Origin of the sequence: Paracidovorax wautersii, from assembly GCF_031453675.1 — a bacterium.
Taxonomy (GTDB): domain Bacteria; phylum Pseudomonadota; class Gammaproteobacteria; order Burkholderiales; family Burkholderiaceae_C; genus Paracidovorax.
Genome location: NZ_JAVIZX010000001.1, coordinates 3991733 through 4013172, shown reverse-complemented (window position 1 = coordinate 4013172; position 21440 = coordinate 3991733). Strand labels below are relative to the sequence as shown.

General features: G+C 70.0%; 13 protein-coding genes and 1 pseudogene. 4 read left to right on the top strand and 10 right to left on the bottom strand.

The features are described from left to right. Window positions 1–100: 100 nt before the first annotated feature. The 6 genes and pseudogenes from QE399_RS17990 to QE399_RS17965 form a co-directional block, all read right to left on the bottom strand. Window positions 101–2939: pseudogene (locus tag QE399_RS17990) on the bottom strand (nitrate reductase). A gap of 77 nt (window positions 2940–3016) precedes the next feature. Further along, window positions 3017–3862 carry a type IV pili methyl-accepting chemotaxis transducer N-terminal domain-containing protein gene (locus QE399_RS17985; RefSeq protein ID WP_309830891.1) on the bottom strand — a complete coding sequence of 282 codons (846 nt, stop codon included), beginning with the start codon at window positions 3860–3862 and terminating at the stop codon, window positions 3017–3019. Further along, on the bottom strand, window positions 3859–5145 hold the full coding sequence (locus tag QE399_RS17980) for an NAD(P)/FAD-dependent oxidoreductase (RefSeq protein ID WP_405043890.1): 1287 nt from the start codon (window positions 5143–5145) through the stop codon (window positions 3859–3861). Before QE399_RS17980 ends, QE399_RS17985 begins: the two co-directional genes overlap by 4 nt. Before the next feature lie 703 nt (window positions 5146–5848). Then, window positions 5849–7441 carry an efflux transporter outer membrane subunit gene (locus QE399_RS17975; protein WP_309830889.1) on the bottom strand — a complete coding sequence of 531 codons (1593 nt, stop codon included), beginning with the start codon at window positions 7439–7441 and terminating at the stop codon, window positions 5849–5851. Further along, window positions 7438–10635, bottom strand: a complete 3198-nt coding sequence (locus QE399_RS17970; protein WP_309830885.1) for an efflux RND transporter permease subunit — start codon at window positions 10633–10635, stop codon at window positions 7438–7440. Before QE399_RS17970 ends, QE399_RS17975 begins: the two co-directional genes overlap by 4 nt. A gap of 12 nt (window positions 10636–10647) precedes the next feature. After that, a complete protein-coding gene (locus tag QE399_RS17965) occupies window positions 10648–11964 on the bottom strand; it encodes an efflux RND transporter periplasmic adaptor subunit (RefSeq protein ID WP_309830883.1) in 1317 nt (438 codons plus the stop codon). A gap of 189 nt (window positions 11965–12153) precedes the next feature. Between QE399_RS17965 and baeS the strand changes: the two genes are divergently transcribed. The 4 genes from baeS to QE399_RS17945 all read left to right on the top strand — a co-directional run bounded on the left by baeS (window position 12154) and on the right by QE399_RS17945 (window position 16994). Then, window positions 12154–13605, top strand: coding sequence for a sensor histidine kinase efflux regulator BaeS (gene baeS, locus QE399_RS17960; RefSeq protein ID WP_309830881.1), 1452 nt, complete (start codon window positions 12154–12156; stop codon window positions 13603–13605). Then, the gene (locus QE399_RS17955) at window positions 13602–14315 is read left to right on the top strand and encodes a response regulator (RefSeq protein WP_309830879.1); all 714 of its coding nucleotides are present in this window, start codon (window positions 13602–13604) and stop codon (window positions 14313–14315) included. The genes baeS and QE399_RS17955 overlap by 4 nt, the downstream gene beginning before the upstream one ends. A 256-nt stretch (window positions 14316–14571) precedes the next feature. Further along, a complete protein-coding gene (locus QE399_RS17950) occupies window positions 14572–16233 on the top strand; it encodes a methyl-accepting chemotaxis protein (RefSeq protein WP_309830876.1) in 1662 nt (553 codons plus the stop codon). A 320-nt stretch (window positions 16234–16553) separates the two neighbouring features. Then, on the top strand, window positions 16554–16994 hold the full coding sequence (locus QE399_RS17945; protein ID WP_309830875.1) for a CBS domain-containing protein: 441 nt from the start codon (window positions 16554–16556) through the stop codon (window positions 16992–16994). 161 nt (window positions 16995–17155) lie between these two features. Here the strand turns inward: QE399_RS17945 and QE399_RS17940 are convergent, their stop codons facing one another. The 4 genes from QE399_RS17940 to QE399_RS17925 form a co-directional block, all read right to left on the bottom strand. Next, a complete protein-coding gene (locus QE399_RS17940; protein ID WP_309830873.1) occupies window positions 17156–17962 on the bottom strand; it encodes an ABC transporter ATP-binding protein in 807 nt (268 codons plus the stop codon). Beyond that, window positions 17959–18924, bottom strand: coding sequence for a nitrate ABC transporter permease (ntrB, locus tag QE399_RS17935; RefSeq protein WP_309830871.1), 966 nt, complete (start codon window positions 18922–18924; stop codon window positions 17959–17961). Before ntrB ends, QE399_RS17940 begins: the two co-directional genes overlap by 4 nt. 63 nt (window positions 18925–18987) lie before the next feature. Further along, window positions 18988–20232, bottom strand: a complete 1245-nt coding sequence (locus QE399_RS17930) for a CmpA/NrtA family ABC transporter substrate-binding protein (protein ID WP_309830869.1) — start codon at window positions 20230–20232, stop codon at window positions 18988–18990. A 407-nt stretch (window positions 20233–20639) separates the two neighbouring features. Further along, on the bottom strand, window positions 20640–21266 hold the full coding sequence (locus QE399_RS17925) for an ANTAR domain-containing response regulator (RefSeq protein WP_309830867.1): 627 nt from the start codon (window positions 21264–21266) through the stop codon (window positions 20640–20642). Window positions 21267–21440 lie beyond the last annotated feature (174 nt).

Sequence of the window (21440 nt, the reverse complement as noted above, 5' to 3'; positions counted from 1 at the left end):
AATGTGCGAAATGGGAAGCGGGAAACAGAGGGTGCATATTGTCCCGGATCTTTGATAACCAGCCGTTATATCCGTGTGGTGGAGCGTGACGGCAGAAGCGTCAGGCGGGCTGTGCGGACAGCGAATGCCGCACCATGCGCCGCAGCTGCGGCACGCACGAGCCGCACTGCGTGCCGCAGCGCAGTGCGCCCTGCAGCTGGGCCAGCCGGTCGGCATCGTCGCCGTGGCATTGCGCCAGCTGCGCTTCAATGGCGGTGTCGGTCACGTCCAGGCACACGCACACCGGCTTGCCGCGCGATACCACCGCGACCGGCGCCTCGCTGCCGGGGCGCAGCAGCAGGCGGCCGTAGCTCTGCACGGGCAGGGCGTCCAGCAGCAGCGTGCGCAGCCAGGCGCCGGCCCGGGCGTCGCCGCCCAGCAGCAGGGCCTCCAGCGTGGCCTGGCCGCCCGGGTCCACGGCCAGCCGCATGGCGCGGTGCTGGCCGCGGGCGGTGTCGGCGTAGCGCAGCGTGTCTTCGCCGGCCAGGTCCAGCAGGCCTTCGATGCGTTCGATCAGGCCAGACGTCGGTGCGCTGGGGGCCGCTCCGCGCAGCAGCACGCCGGTGCGGCCGGCCGCGTTGGCGAAGGGCACGCAATGGGCGTAGGGCAGCTCGGCCAGCACCGCCGCCAACGCCGTGCGCGTGGTGTGCGCGCTGTCCTGAGGCAGCCAGGCCAGCGCCAGCAGGTGCCAGGCCCAGTCACCCGCGCGGGCGATGCGCACGGCGGTGTGCTTGAGTTCGGGCTGGCGCGAGCCGGGGCAGTAGGCCGGGTTGGTGAGCGTGTTGACGCCGCCCAGAGGCCGGCCGTCCGCGCCGCGGCCCATCAGGAATTCGCTGCCCCAGTGCATGGGCAGGAAGGCCTGGCCGCGCGCCACGCCGGCATCGGGCTGCACCGGCAGGGCCAGGGTGCCCCGGCGGCTGTCCAGGCGCACCAGATCGCCGTCGGCCACCCGCAGGGCGGCCATGTCGTCTGGATGCAGCTGCACGGCGGGTTCGGCCGCGTGGCCGAAGAGCCGGCCCAGGGTGCCGGTGCGGCTCATGCCGTGCCATTGGTCGCGCAGGCGGCCGGTGGTGAGGGCGAAGGGATAGTCCGCATCGCAGGGCTCGGCCACGGGCTGCCAGGGCTGGGCCGCGAAGCGGGCGCGGCCGTCGGACGTGGGGAAGACGCCGTCGGCGTACAGGCGCGCCGTGCCCTGGGCCTGTCCAGCGGGCCAGGGCCATTGCTGCGGGCCGCGCGCCTCCAGCAGCGGCCACGACAGGCCGGTGATGTCCAGGTCGCGCCCCTGCGTGTTGGCGCGGTGCTCGTTCCAGAGGGCCTCGGCGCCGGCTTCTGCGTCGTCCAGCGGGTAGGGGAAGAGGTCGGCCGAACCGGGGGCCCGCAGCCGGGCCTGCAGGCGCTGGGCGAAGTCCACCGCTGCCGCCCAGTCGTGGCGTGCGGCCCCGGGCGCGGGCACGGCGGGGCGCACGCGGGAGATGCGGCGCTCGCTGTTGGTGACGGTGCCGGTCTTTTCGCCCCAGCTGGTGGCCGGCAGCAGCAGATCGGCGTACTGCGCCGTGGCGGTGGTGGCGAAGGCCTCCTGCACGACGACGAACTCGGCACGTTCCAGCGCGCGGCGCACGGTGGCCTGGTCGGGCAGGCTCTGCGCGGGGTTGGTGCAGGCGATCCACAGCGCCTTGATCTCGCCGTCGGCCGCGGCCTGGAACATCTCCACCGCCGTCTTGCCCGGGCGGGCGGGCACGTCGGCCACGCCCCAGAGCGCGGCCACCTCGGCGCGGTGCTGTGCGTTGCCCAGGTCGCGGTGGCCCGACAGCAGGTTGGCCATGCCACCCACCTCGCGTCCGCCCATGGCATTGGGCTGGCCGGTGAGCGAGAACGGCCCGGCGCCGGGTCGGCCGATCTGCCCCGTGGCCAGGTGCAGGTTGATGAGCGCGGCGTTCTTGGCGGTGCCGCTGGTGCTCTGGTTCAGGCCCTGGCAGTACAGGCTGAGCGCGGGAGCACGGGCAGCGCCGCCACCGTTTGCGCTGCCGTCCACGCCGGCGAACCACCGCGCCGCGGTAACGATGTCCTCCGCCGGCAGGCCGCACACCGCCGCGGCGCGCGCGGGCGTGCAGTCGGCCACCAGGGCCTCCAGTGCGTCGAAGCCCTGCGTGTGGCGTGCGATGTAGCCGCGGTCCACCCAGCCCTCGCGCAGCATCACGTGCAGCATGGCGTGGAACAGCATCACGTCGCTGCCGGGCAGCAGCGGCAGGAACAGGTCGGCCATAGCGGCGGTGTCCGTGCGGCGCGGGTCGGCCACGACGATCTTCAGCTGGGGGTTGGCGGCCCGCGCGTCCTCGATGCGGCGAAACAGGATGGGGTGCGCCCAGGCCGTGTTGCTGCCCACGATGAACAGGCACTGCGCGTGGTTCACGTCGTCGTAGCAGGCGGGCGGCGCGTCGGCGCCCAGCGTGGCCTTGTAGCCGGCCACGGCGCTGCTCATGCACAGGCGCGAGTTGGTGTCGATGTTGTTGGTGCCGATCAGGCCCTTGGCCAGCTTGTTGAAGGCGTAGTAGTCCTCGGTCAGCAACTGGCCCGACAGGTAGAAGCCCACGGCGTCGGGGCCGTGGCGGGCGATGGTGTCGGCGAAGCGCTGCGCCGCTGTGTCCAGGGCCCGTGTCCCAATCCATGGGCTGGGGCGCCTGGCCGCGTGCCGTGCGCCACTGCGGCTGCAGCAGGCGGGTCTGCAGCGTGACCTGCTGCGTGGCGGTGAGGTGCAGCGTGGAGCCCTTGGTGCACAGCCGCCCGAAGTTGGCCGGGTGCTCCGGGTCGCCGCGCACGCCGGTGATCTGCGTGCCTTCCGTGGCGATGAGAACGCCGCAGCCGACGCCGCAGTAGGGGCAGGTGGAACGGGTTTCTTGCATGGCGGGGTTTATGGTGTTTTCGGCCTGTAGCGCTTGTCCAGAAAGCGCATCCAGCTATTCAATGTGTAGCTATTCCGCTACGCCTTCACGGCGGCGTACAGCCCGGTGACCTGGTCCATCACCGTGAGCAGGTGTTCGCTGGCGACGAACACTTCCGACAGCGCACGGGTGCCCATGCCGCGCGGGCCGTCGCCGCCCTGCAGCCGGCCCAGCGCGGCGTCGAAGAACACCCACTGCGCGTCAGCCATCTGCAGCGCGCCGCGGATGCGGTCGGTGGCCTGGGGCGCCTGGCGCAGCGTCTGCATGGCCTGCAGGAACTCGGTGCGTGCCTGCGCGATCTCGGCCTGCGCGGCGGCGGCGTCCACGCCCAGCGCAGCCGCCAGGCAGAACTTGGCCATGCGCTGGCTCAGCATGCGCTGGCGGCCGGCGATGTTCACCAGCCGGCCCACCGGCTGGGCCTGCTCCGCTTCGTACTGCACGGTGCCTTGGTGCGCCAGGGACAGCACGCGCGCGTCGGCCTGCAGCAGCGCCGCGGCGTCGGCCGCGGCGGGGGCGCCCCGGGTGAGCGCGGCCTGGTAGCGGGCCCAGGCCGTGCCCAGCTCGGCATAGGTGGCGCGGATGTCCGGGCGCGGGGCAAAGGCCTGCAGCTCGTCGAGCTGGCGCTCGAACAGGGCGATGGAGCGCTTCAGCACCTGGCGCGCGCCGGCCGTCTCCACCCCATGGGCCAGCGCCAGCCAGGCCTTGCCCATGCGCTGGCTCAGCATGCGCTGTCGGCCGGCCTTGTTGATGGCATCGTTCAGGTCGCTGACCTGGGCGCGGGCGGCGGTGGCCGGCAGCGCCAGGCCGCAGGCGAGGGCGCCGGCCTGCGCCAGCCAGGCGCGGCGTTGTGCCGCCGGGCGGCAGGAGGTGGCGTCGTGGTTCATGCGGCCTCCCGGGCCGCTGGCTGCAGGGCCGTGCCGGCCGGGGTGGGCGGCTCGCCGAACATCAGCTGCTCGCGCAGGCCTTCCACGGCCAGTCCCTCGCGCAGCAGGCGGAAGTACCAGCTGCCGTCGGCCGTGTCGCCGTACAGGCAGGCGCCTACCAGGCGCCCGTCCTGCAGCACCAGCTTCTTGTAGACGCCGCCGGCCGGGTCGCGCACGACGATCTCCTCGGTGCCGTCGCCACCCTGCACGTTGCCGGCGGAGAACAGGTCGATGCCCGTCACCTTGAGCTTGGCCGACAGGCGCGAACCCTGGTAGCGGCCGATGCCCCATTCGGCCAGGTGGCTGGCCAGCACGCGGCCCTGCTCGAACAGCGGCGCCACCAGCCCGTAGGCGATGCCGCGGTGCTGGGCGCATTCGCCCACGGCGTAGATGCGCGGGTCGGTCACGGTCTGCAGCGTGTCGTTGACGACGATGCCGCGCTCCACGTGCAGGCGCATTTGCCGGGCCAGCGCGGTGCGGGGGCGGATGCCTACGGCCATCACCACCAGCTGCGCGGGCAGCTCGGTGCCGTCCTGCAGGCGCACGGCGCGCACGCGGCCCGTGTCCGCGGCGTCGCCGTCGCCGACCAGTGCCTCCGTTTGGCCTTCCAGTTGAAACCGCATGCCGCGCTGCTCCAGCGAGCGCTGCAGCAGCGCGCCCGCTGCGGCGTCGAGCTGGCGGTCGAGCAGCCAGCCGCCGGCATGCACCACGGTGACCTGCATGCCACGCTGCATCAGGCCGCTGGCGGCCTCCAGCCCCAACAGCCCACCGCCGATCACCACGGCCTCGCGGTAGCGGGCGGCCGCATCGATCATGGCCTGCGTGTCGGCGATGTCGCGGTAAGCCAGTACGCCTTCCAGGGCGCGGCCCGGTACGGGCAGGATGAACGGGTCGGATCCGGTGGCGAGAATGAGCCGGTCATAGGGCGTCTCGATGGCCTGGCCCGCCGCGTCGGTGCCGTGCACCACGCGGCGCGCGCGGTCCACCGTGTGCACCTGGCAGCCGGCATGCAGCGTGATGCCGTGCTGCGCATACCACTCCCAGCCGTTGAGCACGATGTCGTCCAGCGTCTGCTCGCCGGCCAGCACCGGCGACAGCAGGATGCGGTTGTAGTTGGGGTGCGGCTCGGCGCCGAAGACGGTGATGTCGTACAGCCCGGGCGCGATCTTCAGCAGTTCCTCCAGCGTGCGCACGCCGGCCATGCCGTTGCCCACCATCACCAGCCGCAGTCGTTTGCTTGCCATTGCCGTCACCCTCCGCCCAGCGGGCCATGCGGCCCGGTACCCACGAAAAAAAGGCGTCCGCACGGCGCGCCGGGCTGGGCCTGGCACGCACGTGGGGACGCCTTCGTCCTGGCGGCCCGCTCCGCCGTTGGAGAGGGTGCGCCGTGCGGCCTGCAGTGGCCGCCCCCGGATTCAAGCAATGGCCGTGCCAGTGGATGGTGCTGCGGAAGGTTGGAGTGAAATAGGCCGCTGGCGCTTATGGGTAAAGCGCATGAAGCTATCAAAATAATAGTGATATGGGTTTGGCCCACCGGCCCCGTTGCCCGCTGTGGGCGGTCGATTCACCAGCCTGGTGCGTGCGCGGGCGGCCGAAGGCGGAATGGGGCCGGGGTGCTGGCGGTCCCTCAGCCCCCTGGCCCGGCCCGGCGCGGGCCAGGGCGGGGTGGGCCGCTCTCAGAACGTGTTTACGGTCTCGCAGGGGTCGCGTTGGAGCGCAATCGGGATGAGTGGATGTCTCGGATGCGCCGCACGGGCTCATACCCATGCAAGCATTCGAGGCGTTCAATCGCCCGATTTCGCTCCAACCCTTCGGGCAGTGGCGTTTGCGGGCGGTCTGCGGCGTTGCGGCGCGCAGTGGATAGCCGAGCTATCCACTGCGCGCCGCGCTTTGCATCCCCTCCCGCAAACGCCGCTGCGCGGCCCCTGGGAGATCGTAAACACGTTCTCAGGGCGCCGAAGCGGCTCCACCACCTGCCGGCGCACGGCCCACGTCGTCCCGGTCCACGGCGCCATCGGCCCAATGGCCGCCCAGCACCTTGTACAGCGTGATCCGGTTGGCCTGCTCGGCCAGCTGCAGCGTGATCAGCGTCTGCTGCGCGGCGTACAGCGAGCGCTGCGCGTCCAGCACGGCCAGGTAGCTGTCGGCGCCCAGGCGGAAGCGGCCCTGCGAGATATCGAACGCGCGCTGCGTCGCATCGAGCAGCGAACGCTGGGCCGCCAGCCGCTCGTCCACCGTGCTGCGGTCGGCCAGGGCGTCGGCCACCTCGCGGAAGGCGGTCTGGATGGCCTTGTCGTACTGCGCCACGGCGGTCTGCTGCGCCACCTCGGCCACGCGCAGGTTGGCCTGGTTGCGGCCGGCGTCGAAGATCGGCAGGCGGATCTGCGGCGCAAAGCTCCAGGTGCCATTGCCCCCGTCGAACAGGCCCGACAGCGCAACGCTGGCCGTGCCCACCGACCCCGTCAGCGTGATGCTGGGAAAGAACGCCGCGCGCGCCGCGCCGATGCTGGCATAGCTGCCGCGCAGCGTGCGCTCGGCCGCGCCCACGTCGGGGCGGCGCAGCAGCACGGTGGACGGCAGCTCCGCCGGCACGGCGAGCAAGGCGGTGGCGGGCGCGGGCGGCACCAGCGCGGGACTGTCGGCCCGCGCATCGCGGGTGTCGGCGGTCTCGGCCGCCTGCAGCGCGGCCACGCTGGCCGGCAGCAGGGACGCGGGTACGGGCGCGCCGGCCAGCAGCTGCAGGGCATTGCGGTCGCGTGCCACCTGGGCGCTGAAGGTGGCCACGTCCACGCGGGCGCTGTCCACCGAGGTCTGCGTCTGCGCCAGCGTGAGGCCGGAGGTCGCGCCCAGCTCGTAGCTGCGGCGGGTGAGGTCCAGCGACTGCTGGCGGGTGCGCAGCGTCTCGCGCGCCAGCTGCAGCCGCCGGGCGTCGGCGTCCAGCGTGAGCCAGGCGTTGGCCACGTCGGTCACCAGGCCCAGCTGCACGGCACGGCGGCTGTCCGCGGCGCGCAAGAACTCCTGCAGCGCGGCCTCGTTCAGGTTGCGCACGCGGCCCCAGAAGTCGATCTCGTAGCTGGTGAAGCCCAGTTGTGCGTTGTACTGGCTGCCGGTGTTGGAGCGGCCCGCGGCAGTCAGGTCGTCCGCCGTGCGGCTGCGCGAGCCGGCGCCGGTGGCGTTCACGCTCGGCAGCAGATCCGCCCGGCTCACGCCGTACTGCGCCCGGCCGCGTTCGATGGCGAGCACGGCCACGCGCAGGTCGCGGTTGCTCTCCAGCGAGAGCGCGATCAGCGCGCGCAGCCGCGGCTCCTGCACGAAGTCGCGCCAGGCGATGGGGCCTTCGGCCACGGACAGGGCGGCCGCATCCGTGGGTGCCGGTGCGGACGATGGCGTTGCCGGCAGCGTAGGCGGCACGGGCAGGGCGGGCGCCTGGTAGTCCGGCGCCAGCGACATGCAGCCGGCCAGCGCGAGGGCCGGCGCCAGCAGCAGCGTGCGATAGCGGGCAGGGGCGGAAACGGAAGGGTTCACGGTGGGGGCGCTCATGCCGAGCCCTCCGGTGCGGGTGGGTGCGAGGCCGGGGCGGGCGGCGGATGGCCGTTCGCACCGCCGCTGTGGTCGCTGCGGGCGCCGCGGTCGAACAGCCGGCGCACGATCAGGAAGAACACCGGCACGAAGAAGATGCCCAGCAGCGTGGAGAACACCATGCCGCCCAGCACCGAGGTGCCGATGGCCTGGCGCCCGCCGGCGCCCGCGCCCGTGCCGATGGCCAGCGGCAGCACGCCGAAGCCGAAGGCCAGTGAGGTCATCAGAATGGGTCGCAGCCGCATGCGCACGGCCTGCAGCGTGGCGTCGACCAACTGTATGCCGCGCTCCTGCAGCTGCACGGCGAACTCGACGATCAGGATGGCGTTCTTCGACGCCAGCCCCACGGTGGTGAGCAGGCCCACCTGGAAGTAGACGTCGTTGGCCATGCCGCGCGTGTAGGTGGCCACCAGCGCGCCGATCACGCCCAGCGGCACGGCCAGCATCACCGACACCGGCACGCTCCAGCTCTCGTACAGCGCGGCCAGGCACAGGAACACGAACAGGATGGAGATGGCGTACAGCAGCGGTGCCTGCGAGCCCGACTGGCGCTCCTGCAGCGAGGCACCGGTCCATTCGATGCCGATGCCTGCCGGCATGGTCTTCATGATCTCTTCCACCGCCGCCATGGCCGCACCCGAGCTGGTGCCTTGGGGTGTTTCGGCCTCCATCTCCAGCGCAGGGCTGCCGTTGTAGCGCATGAGCTGCGGCGATCCGCTGGCCCAGGTGACGGTGGAGAAGGCCGAGAAGCGCACCATCTCGCCGTTCTTGTTGCGCACCGACCATTGCGCGATGTCCTGCGGCAGCATGCGGTAGGGCGCATCGCCCTGGATGTACACACGCTTGACGCGGCCCTGGTGGATGAAGTCGTTCACGTAGCTGCCGCCCATCGCGCTCGACAGCGTGCTGTTCACGTCGGCCAGCGACAGGCCCAGCGCGGAGGCCTTGCGGTCGTCCACCACCACGCGCAGCTCGGCCGTGTCGTCGAAATTGGTGGTGCGCACGTTGGTCAGCTGCGGCTTGTTACGCGTGGCGGCGATGAAGTCGTCCTTGGCCTTCACCAGCGCATCGTGTCCCAGACCGTTCAGGTCCTTTAGCACGAAGTTGATGCCCGCGTTGGAGCCCAGCCCGCGCACGGCGGGGGGCAGGGTGACGAAGATGCGTGCGTCGCGGATGCGGGTGAGGTCCTTGGTGGCCTTGCTCGCGATCGCTTCGGCCGACTGGCTGCGCAGCGGGCGGTCCGCCCACGGCTTGAGCCGGATGAAGACCGACCCCGAGCTCTGGTTGCCGTTGTTGCCGAGGATGGCATTCACGCTGACCACTTCGGGCACGCCTTCGAAATAGAGGCGCAGCTGGTCCATCACCTCCATCAGGCGCTTGTCGGTGGCGCCGGAGGGCAAAGTGACGATGGCGCGCACGAAGCCCTGGTCCTCGTTCGGCAGGAACGAGGTGGGCAGGCGGTGGAACATGAAGGCCACGGCGCCCACGATGACGGCGAAGAGGACTCCCATGCGCCCTGTGCGCTTGAGCAGCTTGCCCACCGTGCTCTGGTAGCGGCCCGCGTTCTTGTCGAAATGGTGGTTGAACCAGTGGAAGAACCGGTCCACCCAGCCCAGCACGCCCGCGCGCGGTGCGGCGTCGTGCCGGTGGTGGGGCGTGGGCTTGAGCAGCGTGGCGCACAGCGCGGGCGTGAGCGTGAGCGCCACGAACACCGACAGCGCCATGGCCGCGACGATGGTCACCGAGAACTGGCGGTAGATCACCCCCACGGAGCCGCCGAAGAACGCCATGGGCACGAACACCGCCGACAGCGTGAGCCCGATGCCCACCAGCGCCGGCGTGATCTCGGCCATGGATTTGCGCGTGGCCTCCTTGGCCGACAGACCTTCCTCGTTCATCACGCGCTCGACGTTCTCCACCACCACGATGGCATCGTCCACCAGCAGGCCGATGGCCAGCACCATGGCGAACATGGTCAGCATGTTGATCGAGTAGCCCATGGCCGACAGCACGCCGAAGGTGCCGAGCAGCACCACCGGCACCGCGATGGCGGGGATCAGCGTGGCGCGGAGGTTCTGCAGGAAGATGAACATCACCAGCGTGACGAGCAGCATGGCCTCCACCAGCGTTTTCACCACTTCCTCGATCGAGGAGCGCACGAACGGGGTGGAGTCCGAGCTGACGAAGCCGGTGATGCCGTCGGGGAAGAAGGGGGCCAGCTCGGCGATCTTCTTGGCGACGTTGTCGGCCACTTCCATGGCGTTGGCGCCATCGGCCAGAACGATGCCCAGGCCGGCCCCGGGCTGGCCGTTGAGGATGGAGCGGACGGTGAGGCTGTCGGCATCGAGTGCCACGGTGGCCACGTCGCCCATGGTGACCACGGAGCCATCCGTGGCCGACTTGAGCACGATGTTGCGGAACTCCTGGGGCGTCTGCAGCTTCGTGCGGGCGGTGATCGTGGCGTTCAGCATCTGGTTGCCCACGGCGGGCAACTGGCCGAGCTGGCCGGCGGAGACCTGCACGTTCTGGGCATTGAGCGCCGTCGTCAGGTCGGTGGGCATCAGCGCATATTTCTCGAGCTTGGCCGGGTCCATCCAGATGCGCATGGCGTAGTTGGTACCGAACACCGTCACGTCGCCCACGCCGTCCACGCGGGCGATCACGTCCACCACGTTGCTGGTGAGGTAGTCGCCGATGGTCACCTGCGACACGCTCGGGTCGGGCGAGGTGAACACATAGGTCACCAGGTAGTCCTGCCCGCCCTTGTTGACGAACACGCCGCGGCTCTTCACCGCGTCGGGCAGCCGGTTGACGGCGCCCTGCAGCTTGTTCTGCGCCTGCACCTGGGCCACGTCGATGTTGGCGCCGGGGGCGAAGGTGAGGGTCGTGCGCGAGCGGCCGGCGGAGTCGCTGGTGGAGCTCATGTAGAGCAGCCGGTCCAGGCCCTTGAGCTGCTGCTCGATCACCTGCGTGACGGAGTTTTCCACCGTCTCGGCCGAGGCGCCGGTGTAGGTGGTGTTGAGCGTCACGCGCGGCGGCGCGATCTCGGGATACTGCTCCAGCGGCAGCGTGTAGATGGACATGCCCCCCGCCAGCATGATGACGATGGACAGCACCCACGCGAACACGGGGCGGTTGATGAAGAACTGGGCCATGGCGCGGGCCCTTCAGCGTGCAGCGCTGGCGGGGGCCGAAGCGGGGACGGATGCCGCAGCTGCCGGCGCGCCCGACGGGGCCGCACTGCCGTTGGCGGCCTTGTTGGGGGCTGGTTGCCAGGGCACGGGGTTGACCGTATCGCCCGCCCGGGCGCGCTGCGCGCCGTCCACCAGCACGCGGTCGCCCGCGGCCAGGCCCGAGACGACCTCCCAGCGGCTGCCCACGGCGGCGCCCGTGGTGATGCGGCGGCGCTCGAGCTTGTTGCCGTCGGCCGTGACCAGCAGCACGCTGGGGTTGCCTGCCGCGTCGCGGGTGACGGACTGCTGGGGCACCAGCAGTGTCTGTTCGTTCACTCCGGCCTGCAGCACGGCGCGCACGTACATGCCCGGCATCAGCAGGCCATCGGGGTTGGGCACGATCGCGCGCAGCGTGATGGCGCCGGTGGTGGGGTTCACGCTGACGCCGCTGAACTGGAGCCGGCCGGGGTGGGCATAGTCGCTGCCATCCTCGAGCTTGATCGTGATGCGCGCCTCGGCATTGCCCACGCGCTGGAAGCGGCCGCGGGCCATCTCGTTCTTGAGCCGCAGCACCTCGGTGCTGGACTGGGTCACGTCCACGTACAGCGGATCGTTCTGCGTGATGGTGGTCAGGGCGGTCGTCTGGTTGGCGGTGACCAGCGCGCCGGGCGTGACGGTGGAGGTGGAGGAGCGGCCGCTGATGGGCGCCTTGATGGCGGTGTAGCCGAGGTTGATGCGCGCCGTGTCGAGGTTGGCGCGGGCCACGGCCACATCGGAGCGCGCCTGCACGGCGGCGGCCTGGCTCTCGTCGAAGACCTGGCGGCTGATGGCATCGATCTTCACCAGCTCGGCGTTGCGGCGGGCATTCGTTTCGGTGGTGCCCAGGGTGGCGCGCGCCTTTTCCAGCGCCGCCTCGGCGCTGGCCAGGGCCACCTGGAAGCTGGCCGGGTCGATCTGGTAGAGCACCTGTTCGGCCTTGACGTCGGCCCCCTCGGTGAACAGGCGCTTCTGCACGATGCCGCCCACCTGGGGACGGATTTCCGCGGTGAGGAACGCACTGGTGCGGCCCGGCAGCTCGGTCGTGACGGTCTGCCGCTCCGGCTGCAGTGTGACCATGCCCACGGTGGCGGGCGCGCGCGGCGCCGGCTGCTGGGCTGACTTGTCTGAACAGGCCGCGGCGGCCAGGGCGAGCAGCGCGGCGGCTGCCAGGCGCAGGCCGGTGCGGCTGCGGCCGGGGGGAACAGTGGTCGGGCAGGAAGGCGTCAAGGCAGGGCGGTTCAGGGGCAGGCGGTCACAGCGGGTGGGATTCATGTGCGGGCGCGATCCTTGTTATGGCGAACATTCTGGGCCTGAATCTTGAAGAAACATGGGAGGTCCCCTGGCCGGCCTGGGCCATGGCGCGTGCAGCGCGACGCGGGTGATGTAATAAGACGGCGCGACCGGCGCATTCCGCTGCCGGACGGCCTTGCACAGGGTGTGCCAGGCTGGCGCGCACCGATTGTGTCCCCTGTGTCCTCGTTCTGGCATCGCATCAAACCCGGTATCACGGCCAAGCTCTTCCTGGCCGTGCTGACCACCGCCGTCTTCGTGGTGGTGGCCATGGGCGTGGCCGCGCAGTGGAGCTTCAGCCGGGGCTTCCTCGGCTACCTGAACGAACTGGCCGCCGAGCGGCTGCAGTCCGCCCGGCCGCGCTTCGTCGAAGCCTATCTGGAGAACGGCGCGAGTTGGGACTTCCTGCGCAACGACCGCTCCCGCTGGTTCAAGCTGCTGCGCCAGGCTGCTGCCGTGGGGCCGGCCGATGGCGCCCCCCCCAGCGCCACGCCGCTGGCTTCTGACCTGACCGGGGCGGGACTGCGCTCCACGCTGCTGGACGCCGACCAGCAGTTCGTCGTGGGCTATGCCGACTTCCGCCCTTCGGCCCACCGCTGGCCCCTGGAGGTGCAAGGGCGTGTCGTCGGTTGGATCACCACCATGCCGTTCGAGAGCGTGAGCGCCGCGGGCGACGTGCGCTTCGAGCGCAGCCAGTACCGCGCCAGCTGGACCATGGGCGCGGTTTCGGTGGTGCTGGCTGCGCTGATCGCGCTGTGGGCGGCGCGCACCCTGCTGCGGCCCCTGCGCCAAGTGGCGGCGGCCACGCACCGCCTGGCGGCGGGCGACTATGCCATCCGCGTGGAGGTGCCCTCGCGCGACGAGGTGGGCCAGCTCGCCAGCGACTTCAATCGCCTGGCACTGGCACTGGAGCGCAACGAGCAGATGCGGCGTGACTTCATGGCCGACATCTCGCACGAACTGCGCACGCCCCTGGGCGTGCTCAACGGCGAGCTGGAGGCCATGGAGGACGGGGTACGCCCGCTCACCCGGGCCTCCATCCAGTCGCTGCAGGCCGAGGTGGCCACGCTCAACAAGCTGGTGAGCGACCTGTACGACCTGTCACTGGCCGAGGCTGGCGCAATGACCTACCTGCACACGCCGCTGGACGTCGCTGAGCTGCTGCAGGCCAGCGCGGCGACCTTCCGGCCGCGCCTGGCCGAGGCCGGAGTCGCGCTGGAGATGCGGCTTGCGGCCCAGGCGCTGGTGATGTCGGGCGATGCGCGGCGACTGCACCAGCTGTTCGGCAACCTGCTGGAGAACGCCGTGCGCTACACGGACCGGGGCGGCACGCTGCGCATCGAGGCCCAGCGCGAGGGCGACTGGATCGTCGTGCGTTTCTCCGACTCGCCGCCTGGCGTGGCGGCCGAGCATCTGCCGCGGCTTTTTGACCGCTTCTACCGGGTCGAGGCCTCGCGCAGCCGCGCCAGCGGCGGGGCCGGACTGGGCCTGTCCATCAGCCGCCGCATCGTCGAGGCTCACCACGGCCGGATCGAGGCCGGGCCCTCGCCGCTGGGCGGCCTGGGCGTGGCCATGCACTTTCCGGTGTTGCCGCCGCAGCCGTTGCCAGGGGCCGATCCATGACGGAGACCACCTCCACCTCCACCGCCGCGATGCCGGCCGCACGCATCCTCGTCGTGGAAGACGAGCCCAAACTCGCTGCGCTGGTCATGGACTACCTCAAGGCCGCGGGCTACCAAGCCCATGGCCTGACCGATGGCACCGCCGTCGTGCCCTTCGTACGAGAACAGGCGCCCGACCTAGTGCTGCTGGATGTCATGCTACCCGGCCGAGACGGCCTGGAGCTGTGTCGAGAGATCCGCGGCTTCAGCGACGTGCCCGTCGTCATGCTCACGGCACGCGTGGAAGAGGCCGACCGCCTGGCCGGTCTGGAGTGCGGCGCCGACGACTACATCTGCAAGACCCCGTTCAGCCCGCGCGAGATCGTCGCCCGGGTCAAGGCCATCCTGCGCCGCAGCCGCCGCGCTCCGGCGCCGGGCCCGGTGGTGCCCGTGCTGCGGGTGGATGTGGAAAGCTACCGCGCCTACTTCCAGGGCGTGCTGCTGGACCTGACGCCGGTGGAGTTCAGGCTGCTCAAGACCTTGGCCGCCATGCCCGGCCATGTGTTCTCGCGCGATGTGCTGCTCACCCGCCTGCACGACGATCACCGCGTGGTCTCCGACCGGGTGGTGGACAGCCACATCCGCAACCTGCGCCGCAAGCTGGAGCAGGTCGACCCGCATTGCGATCCCATCCGAGCGGTCTACGGCGTCGGCTTTCGCCTGGAGCTCTGAACCGATTCCCTGGATAGGCGGCCGGGCGCCCCCCTATGTCAGCGAGACGTCAGGGCGATCTTGGGCGTCGAAGTAAGGCGCAACAGTCCCCAGGCGCCCGGTCTTGGCGGGCCAGCGATCCGGCGCAGCGGCTGTTCGCAAAAATCCTGTTTGCAACAGAAGTCCCTTGTCATAACATGGTGTAACGCATTCGCCGACCTCCGCCGCGGGCTGCCGCCCGCCTCAGGCCCCTGGACAGATCGAAAGGCTCTCCCCTATGCGCGTGAATCTTCCCGTCAGCACGCAGGAATATGCTTTCCCCCAGGGTGAGACGCTCGTGTCCACCACCGACCTCAAGGGGCGCATCATCTACTGCAATCCCATGTTCATCGAGGTGAGCGGCTACGAGCGCGAAGACCTGCTCGGCCAGCCGCACAACATGATCCGCCATCCCGACATGCCGGAAGAGGCGTTCCGGGACATGTGGGACACCATTTCCAGCGGCCTGCCGTGGTCCGCGGCCGTGAAGAACCGGCGCAAGAATGGCGATTTCTACTGGGTGATGGCCAACGTCACGCCGCTGATGGAGGCGGGCCGACCGGTCGGCTACATGTCGGTGCGTACCGAGGCCACGCGCGCACAGATCCAGGCCTCGGACGCGCTGTACGCCCGCATGCGGGCCGAGAAGGAGGCCGGGCGGCCGGTCCACGTGCTGCGTGCCGGGCGCGTGGTGCGGCGCACGGCGGCGGGGCAGCTGGCCGAGCTGTTGAGCGTGGGGTTGGGCGGCAAGGTGGCGCTGGGATTCGGCGCGGTCTTTGCCGCCGCGCTGCTGGCTGCCTGGGCCGGCGGCAGTGCCGGCACGCTCGCTGCCGTGGCGGCCTGGATCGCCGTGGCCTGCGTGACGCTGCTCGCCACCGGCTATGTCTACCGTTCGGCAGTGCTGCCGCTGCGCCAGATGGTGCTGGCCGCCAACCGCATGGCCGCGGGCGACCTGACCCAGGCGCTGGGCGTGACGCGGGCGGACGTGGTGGGCGACCTGCAGAAAGCCTTGAGCCAGCTGAACGTGAACCTGCTGTCCATCGTGCGCGATGCGCGCCAGGAAAGCGAAAAGATGCGCGCGGCCACCCAGGAGATCGCTACCGGCAACCGCGACCTGTCGGCCCGCACCGAGACCCAGGCCAGCAACCTGGAGCAGACCGCGGCCTCGATGGAGGAGATCACCGGCACCGTCAAGCTCACGGCCGAGTCCGCCCGCCAGGCCACCCAACTCGCCACCCGGGCCACCGATGTGGCCGAGCGCACCAGCGACGCGGTGAACAGCGTTGCCGCCACCATGCAGCAGATCCAGGCGGCGTCGGGGCGCATCGGCGAGATCACGCAGCTGATCGACTCCATCGCCTTCCAGACCAACATCCTGGCGCTGAACGCCGCAGTGGAAGCGGCCCGTGCGGGCGAGCAGGGCCGGGGCTTCGCCGTGGTGGCCACCGAGGTGCGCAGCCTGTCGCACCGCACGTTGAACGCGGCCAAGGAGATCCGCGCGCTCATCGACGACTCGGCCGCCAAGGTGCAGGATGGGCACCGCAAGACCGACGGCGCGCAGGCCACCATGGCCGAGTCGCTGGAACTGGTGCGCAACGTGGGCGTGCTCATCGGCGAGATCCACAGTGCAGCCAACGAGCAGCTGACCGGCATCTCGCAGGTAAACACCGCCGTGGCGCACCTGGACACCATCACGCAGCAGAACGCGGCCCTGGTGGAGCACAGCGCCGGCCTGGCCCTGCAACTGCAGGCCCAGGCGCAGACCGTGACCGAAACGGTCCAGGTGTTCCGCATCGACGGCGGGGCCAGGGCCCCAGTGCCCGACGCGGTGGCCCTGCGCAAATCGATGAAGACCGCCAGCCACACAGGCAGCGCGCAGCCTTCCGTCGGGAGCGCCTGAGCCTCGCGCGTCCGACATGCAGCGGTGCGGTTCCGGCCGCGGTGTGGCGGTGAGCGACTCGTGAACGGGCGGCGCCCGGTCTTTGCAACAAGAGGAAACCCCCACCGCAGGGCAGGGGCGTTCCGGGCCAGGCGGGCGGTTGCGCAAACGCCCGGGTTCGGCGGACACTGTGCCGGCGGGCCTGCTCGCTTGGGGCCGTGCCGCGCTTCGCCGCTGCCGTGCCGTCTGCCCTGCCATCAGAGACCGACAGAAGGGGATGCGGGGCAGGTGCGGCGCGGGCCGGAGCGGCCCGCTGTCCATTCAACCGCCCGGGAGGTGCCATGACCACAGTTGCCGAGATTCTCAAGACCAAACCCCATGCGCAGGTCTTTTCCGTGGGGCCGCAGGACACCGTGCTGACGGCCTTGCGGCTGATGGCCGATAAGGGCATCGGCGCGCTGCTTGTGCTGCAGGGCGACCAGATCGCCGGCATCTTCACCGAGCGCGACTATGCTCGCAAAGTGGCGCTGCAAGGGCGTTCGTCGGGCGATACGCCGGTGGGCGACGTGATGACGCGCGCCGTGCGCTTCGTGCGGCCCGCGCAGAGCAGCGAGCAGTGCATGGCGCTGATGACCGAGAACCGCCTGCGCCACCTCCCGGTGGTCGAAGACGGCCAGCTCGTGGGGCTGCTGTCCATCGGCGACCTGGTGAAGAACATCATGTCGGAGCAGCAGTTCATCATCGAGCAGATGGAGCAGTACATCACGGGCGGCGGCCGGTGACAGGGCGCTGACCCGCTGCCCCGTGTCACGGCCTTTCACGGCCCTTGACGAAGCCCCGGCGCCAGGCGGCCCCGGCAGACCGGGGGTGCGAAGGGCGTGCGCCGTGGGCTGGCACCCGGTGTTGGCGCTGCCGTGCCTCCATCCGCCCGGGCGCAGCCGGGTCAGGCGGCCTTCTCGACGTGCCCCTTGCGCGTGTACAGGAAGTCGATCACGGCCTTGCGGCACTGCAGGTAGCGCGGGTCTTCGGCCAGCTGCACGCGGTTGCGCGGGCGGGCAATGCCGACATCCAGGACCTCGCCGATGGTGGCGGCGGGGCCGTTGGTCATCATCACGATCTTGTCGGACAGCAGCACCGCTTCGTCCACATCGTGCGTGACCATCACCACGGTGCTTTGCGTGCGCGCAACGATCTCCAGCAGCTCGTCCTGCAGCTTGGCGCGGGTGAGGGCATCCAGCGCGCCGAAGGGCTCGTCCATGAGCAGCACCTGCGGTTCCATCGACAGGGCGCGGGCGATGCCCACCCGCTGCTTCATGCCGCCCGAGATCTCGCCGGGGCGCTTCTGCGCGGCGTGGGTGAGGCCGACCAGGGCCAGGGCTGCGTCGGTGCGCGTGCGCAGCTGGGGCTTGGTTTCGCGCCGGCCGAAGACGCGTTCCACGGCCAGGTACACGTTGTCGAAACAGGTGAGCCAGGGCAGCAGCGAGTGGTTCTGGAAGACCACCGCGCGCTCCGGCCCGGGGCCGGTGATCTCCTTGTTGGCGCAGATCAGCACGCCCGAGGTGGGTACGGTAAGCCCTGCGATCAGGTTCAGCAGCGTGCTCTTGCCGCAGCCCGAGTGGCCGATGAGGGCCACGAACTCACCCTTGGCGATGGTGAGGTGGATGTCGCGCAGGGCGGGAAACAGGCCCTTGGTGGTCTTGAAGGTCTGGGCGACGCCCTGGACTTCGATGAACTTGGGTGCAGTGCTCATGATTTCACCTCTTCGAATGTGAAGGCCGTGGCCAGCTTGACGAGGGCCCATTCGAGCAGCAGCCCGACGATGCCGATGACGAAGATCGCGATCAGGATGTTCTTGACGTTGAGGTTGTTCCACTCGTCCCACACCCAGAAGCCGATGCCCACGCCGCCGGTCAGCATCTCGGCCGCCACGATCACCAGCCATGCCGTGCCCACGGCCAGGCGCACGCCGGTCAGCATGTAGGGCAGCACGGCGGGGAACAGGATGGTGGTGGCGATCTTCCATTCGGAGAGGTTGAGCACGCGGGCCACGTTCATGTAGTCCTGCGGCACGCGCTGCACGCCTACGGCGGTGTTGATGACCATGGGCCAGATCGAGCAGATGAAGATGGTCCAGATGGCGGCCGGGTTGGCGCCCTTGAACACCAGCAGGCCGATGGGCAGCCAGGCCAGCGGCGACACGGGGCGCAGCAGGCTGATGAGCGGGTTGAACATGCGCGACAGGAAGGCGAACCGGCCGATCACGAAGCCCGCCGGAATGCCCACCACCGCCGCCAGCCCGAAGCCCACGGCCACGCGCTCCAGGCTCATGAGCACGTTCCAGCCCACGCCCTGGTCGTTGGGGCCGTTGCGGTAGAACGGGTTGCTGAAGATCTCCACGGCCTGTGCCCAGGTCTCGACCGGGCCGGGAATGCTCTGGCCGGTGGTGGCCGAGACGATGGCCCACACGCCGATCAGCAGGCCCAGGCCGCACAGCGGCGGCAGCACGGCCAGCCAGAAGCTGCGCGAGAGCGCGGCCCAGTCGCGCGGCGGCTTGGACGGGGCGACCGCAAACTGAGAGTCATTTTGGCCTTTGGAGCTTACTGGGTAAGCGCTGGCAGCTATGTTTGCGATAGCGGGCGATGCGGCAGTTGCAGCGGGGGCTGCGGCCGCAGGCGCGGGGTCGCGGGGCGAATGGAAGACGGCACTGACCATGGTGGGCTCCGGGTGCGTTGGCAAGAGGGCGGTGGGGGCGCGGGGCGGCGTCGGCAGGGGCCGTCAGGCCTTCACCTTGAAGCCGTCGGCGTACTTCTTCGGCTCCTTGCCGTCCCACACCACGCCGTCCACCAGCTTGGCGGTGCGCATTTCGCTGGACGGCAACGGCACCTTGGCGGCGGTGGCGGCCTGCTTGTACAGGTCGATGCGGTTGATGGACTTGGCCACGCCCAAGTAGTCGGGGTGGTCCTTGAGCAGGCCCCAGCGCTTGTGCTGGGTCAGGAACCACATGCCGTCGGACAGGTACGGGAAGTTGGCCGCGCCGCCGTTGTAGAACTTCATGTGGTCGGGGTCGTCCCAGGTCTTGCCCAGGCCGTCTTGGTAGCGGCCCAGGATGCGCTGGTTGATCGCGTCCACGCTGGTGTTCACGTAGGCCTTGCCGGCGATGGTTTCGGCCATCTTGCTCTTGTTGGCCAGGCCTTCGTCGATCCAGCGGCCGGCTTCCAGGATGGCGGCGGTCACGGCGCGGGCCGTGTTGGGGTATTTCTGCACGAACTCCGACGTGGTGCCCAGCACCTTCTCGGGGTGGTCCTTCCAGATCGCCTGCGTGGTGGTGGCCGTGATGCCGATGCCGTCCATGATGGCGCGGTGGTTCCAGGGCTCGCCCACGCAGAAGCCGTCCATGTTGCCCACGCGCATGTTGGCCACCATCTGCGGTGGCGGCACGGTGATGACCTTGGCGTCCTTCATCGGATCGATCCCGTTGGCGGCCAGCCAGTAATAGAGCCACATGGCGTGCGTGCCGGTGGGGAAGGTCTGGGCGAAGGTGTATTCCCGCTTCTCGGTGGCCATCAGCTTGGCGAGCGTGGGGCCGTTGATCGCACCCTTGTCCGCCAGCTTCTTGCTCAGCGAGATGGCCTGGCCGTTCTGGTTCAGGTTCATCAGCACGGCCATGTCCTTCTTGGGGCCGCCCACGCCCAGGTGCACGCCGTACACCAGGCCGTAGAGCACGTGGGCGAAGTCCAGCTCGCCGTTGACCAGTTTGTCGCGCACGCCGGCCCAGCTCGCTTCCTTGCTGGGAATGATCTTCACGCCGTACTTCTGGTCGATGCCCAGTACAGACGCCATCACCACGCTGGCGCAGTCGGTCAGCGGAATGAAGCCGATCTTGACTTCCTTCTTCTCGGGCGCGTCGGACCCCTGGGCATGGACCAGAGCGCGCAGTGCCGGGCTGATGCCGACGGCACCGACGCCGGCGGCCTGGAGCACGGTGCGGCGGTTGAGGCTGGTTTTCAACAGATCGGTCATGGGGCGTCCTCGAAACAGGAGAGGGAAACGACAAACAAAAAAGGCGTCCTCACGCCGGGCTGGCAACAGCGGACTGCTGCCTGGCACGGGTGGGGACGCCTTTGTCCTGGGGGATGGCCCGCTTCGTCGTTGAAGAGGGCACACCGCTGACCCCTGAGGGTCTGCCAGCCCTGATGCAAGCGGTGTGCCAGCTTGTGCTGGGCTGCTAACTACTATTGAAATAATAGCTGCAGGCGCTTGTGATTCGGGTGTCGCGGGCTGTTTGAATCGCTATCCAGCCGGCGGGCGCCGCGCGCACGGCGGGTGCCTGGCACTTGCGGGCCGGCGCACCCGCGTTGTGCGCCTGCCAGAGCGGTGGCGCGGACATGGTGCGCCGCACCATGGTGCAGCGCGGTCGATGCGCAGGCTCAGCCCAGCAGGTCGGCCACGTCCAGCATGCGCTGCGCCACGTCCACCAGCTTCAGGCCCTTGTCCATGGCTGTCTTGCGCAGTTTTTCATAGGCCGCCTGTTCGGTCAGGCCCTGGCGCTGCATCAGCAGGCCCTTGGCGCGGTCGATGGTCTTGCGGTCCTTGAGCTCGGAGCGCGCGTCGGCCAGTTCGGCGCGCAGCGACTGCTCGTGCTGGAAGCGCGCCATTGCCACTTCCAGGATCGGCCGGATGCGCTGCGGCGCCAGGCCCGCGACGATGTACGCCGTCACGCCCGCGGCCACGGCGTCGCGCACGTGGGAGGTGTCCTCGTCGTTCGTGAACATCACGATGGGCCGGCGCGCGTCGCGGGTGGCCAGCACCACGTGCTCCAGCGCGTCGCGCGCCTCGCTCTCGGCGTCGACGATGACCAGGTCCGGCTGCAGCTGCGCCAGCCGCTCGCCCAGAAAGACATCGCCCGGCAGCGTCGCGACCAGGTTGAAGTGGTTCTCCAGCAGGCCGATCCGCAGGGCCCGCGAACGCTCTGCCTGAAGCAGGGCGTGCTCGTCGTCCGGGTCGGTGAAGGCCAGGTCGGGGGCCACCACCACGATGCGCAGGGGTTCGGTCATGGGAGCCTGTGGAAGCAAGAAATACGCCTAAGAACGTGTTGACGATCTCGTAGGGGTCGCGTTGGAGCGCAATCGGGATGAGTGGAGGCTGCGGGTGCGCCGCATGGGCTCGTGCCCATGCAAGCAGCCGGGGCGTTCAATCGCCCGATTTCGCTTCAACCCGAAGGGCAGCGG

Excerpts from the sequence above, each read along its gene's own strand:
- QE399_RS17985 (WP_309830891.1), bottom strand. The coding sequence starts at position 3,862 with ATGAACCACGACGCCACCTCCTGCCGCCCGGCGGCACAACGCCGCGCC.
- QE399_RS17980 (WP_405043890.1), bottom strand. The coding sequence starts at position 5,145 with ATGGCAAGCAAACGACTGCGGCTGGTGATGGTGGGCAACGGCATGGCC.
- QE399_RS17975 (WP_309830889.1), bottom strand. The coding sequence starts at position 7,441 with ATGAGCGCCCCCACCGTGAACCCTTCCGTTTCCGCCCCTGCCCGCTAT.
- QE399_RS17970 (WP_309830885.1), bottom strand. The coding sequence starts at position 10,635 with ATGGCCCAGTTCTTCATCAACCGCCCCGTGTTCGCGTGGGTGCTGTCC.
- QE399_RS17965 (WP_309830883.1), bottom strand. The coding sequence starts at position 11,964 with ATGAATCCCACCCGCTGTGACCGCCTGCCCCTGAACCGCCCTGCCTTG.
- QE399_RS17955 (WP_309830879.1), top strand. The coding sequence starts at position 13,602 with ATGACGGAGACCACCTCCACCTCCACCGCCGCGATGCCGGCCGCACGC.
- QE399_RS17950 (WP_309830876.1), top strand. The coding sequence starts at position 14,572 with ATGCGCGTGAATCTTCCCGTCAGCACGCAGGAATATGCTTTCCCCCAG.
- QE399_RS17945 (WP_309830875.1), top strand. The coding sequence starts at position 16,554 with ATGACCACAGTTGCCGAGATTCTCAAGACCAAACCCCATGCGCAGGTC.
- QE399_RS17940 (WP_309830873.1), bottom strand. The coding sequence starts at position 17,962 with ATGAGCACTGCACCCAAGTTCATCGAAGTCCAGGGCGTCGCCCAGACC.
- ntrB (WP_309830871.1), bottom strand. The coding sequence starts at position 18,924 with ATGGTCAGTGCCGTCTTCCATTCGCCCCGCGACCCCGCGCCTGCGGCC.
- QE399_RS17930 (WP_309830869.1), bottom strand. The coding sequence starts at position 20,232 with ATGACCGATCTGTTGAAAACCAGCCTCAACCGCCGCACCGTGCTCCAG.
- QE399_RS17925 (WP_309830867.1), bottom strand. The coding sequence starts at position 21,266 with ATGACCGAACCCCTGCGCATCGTGGTGGTGGCCCCCGACCTGGCCTTC.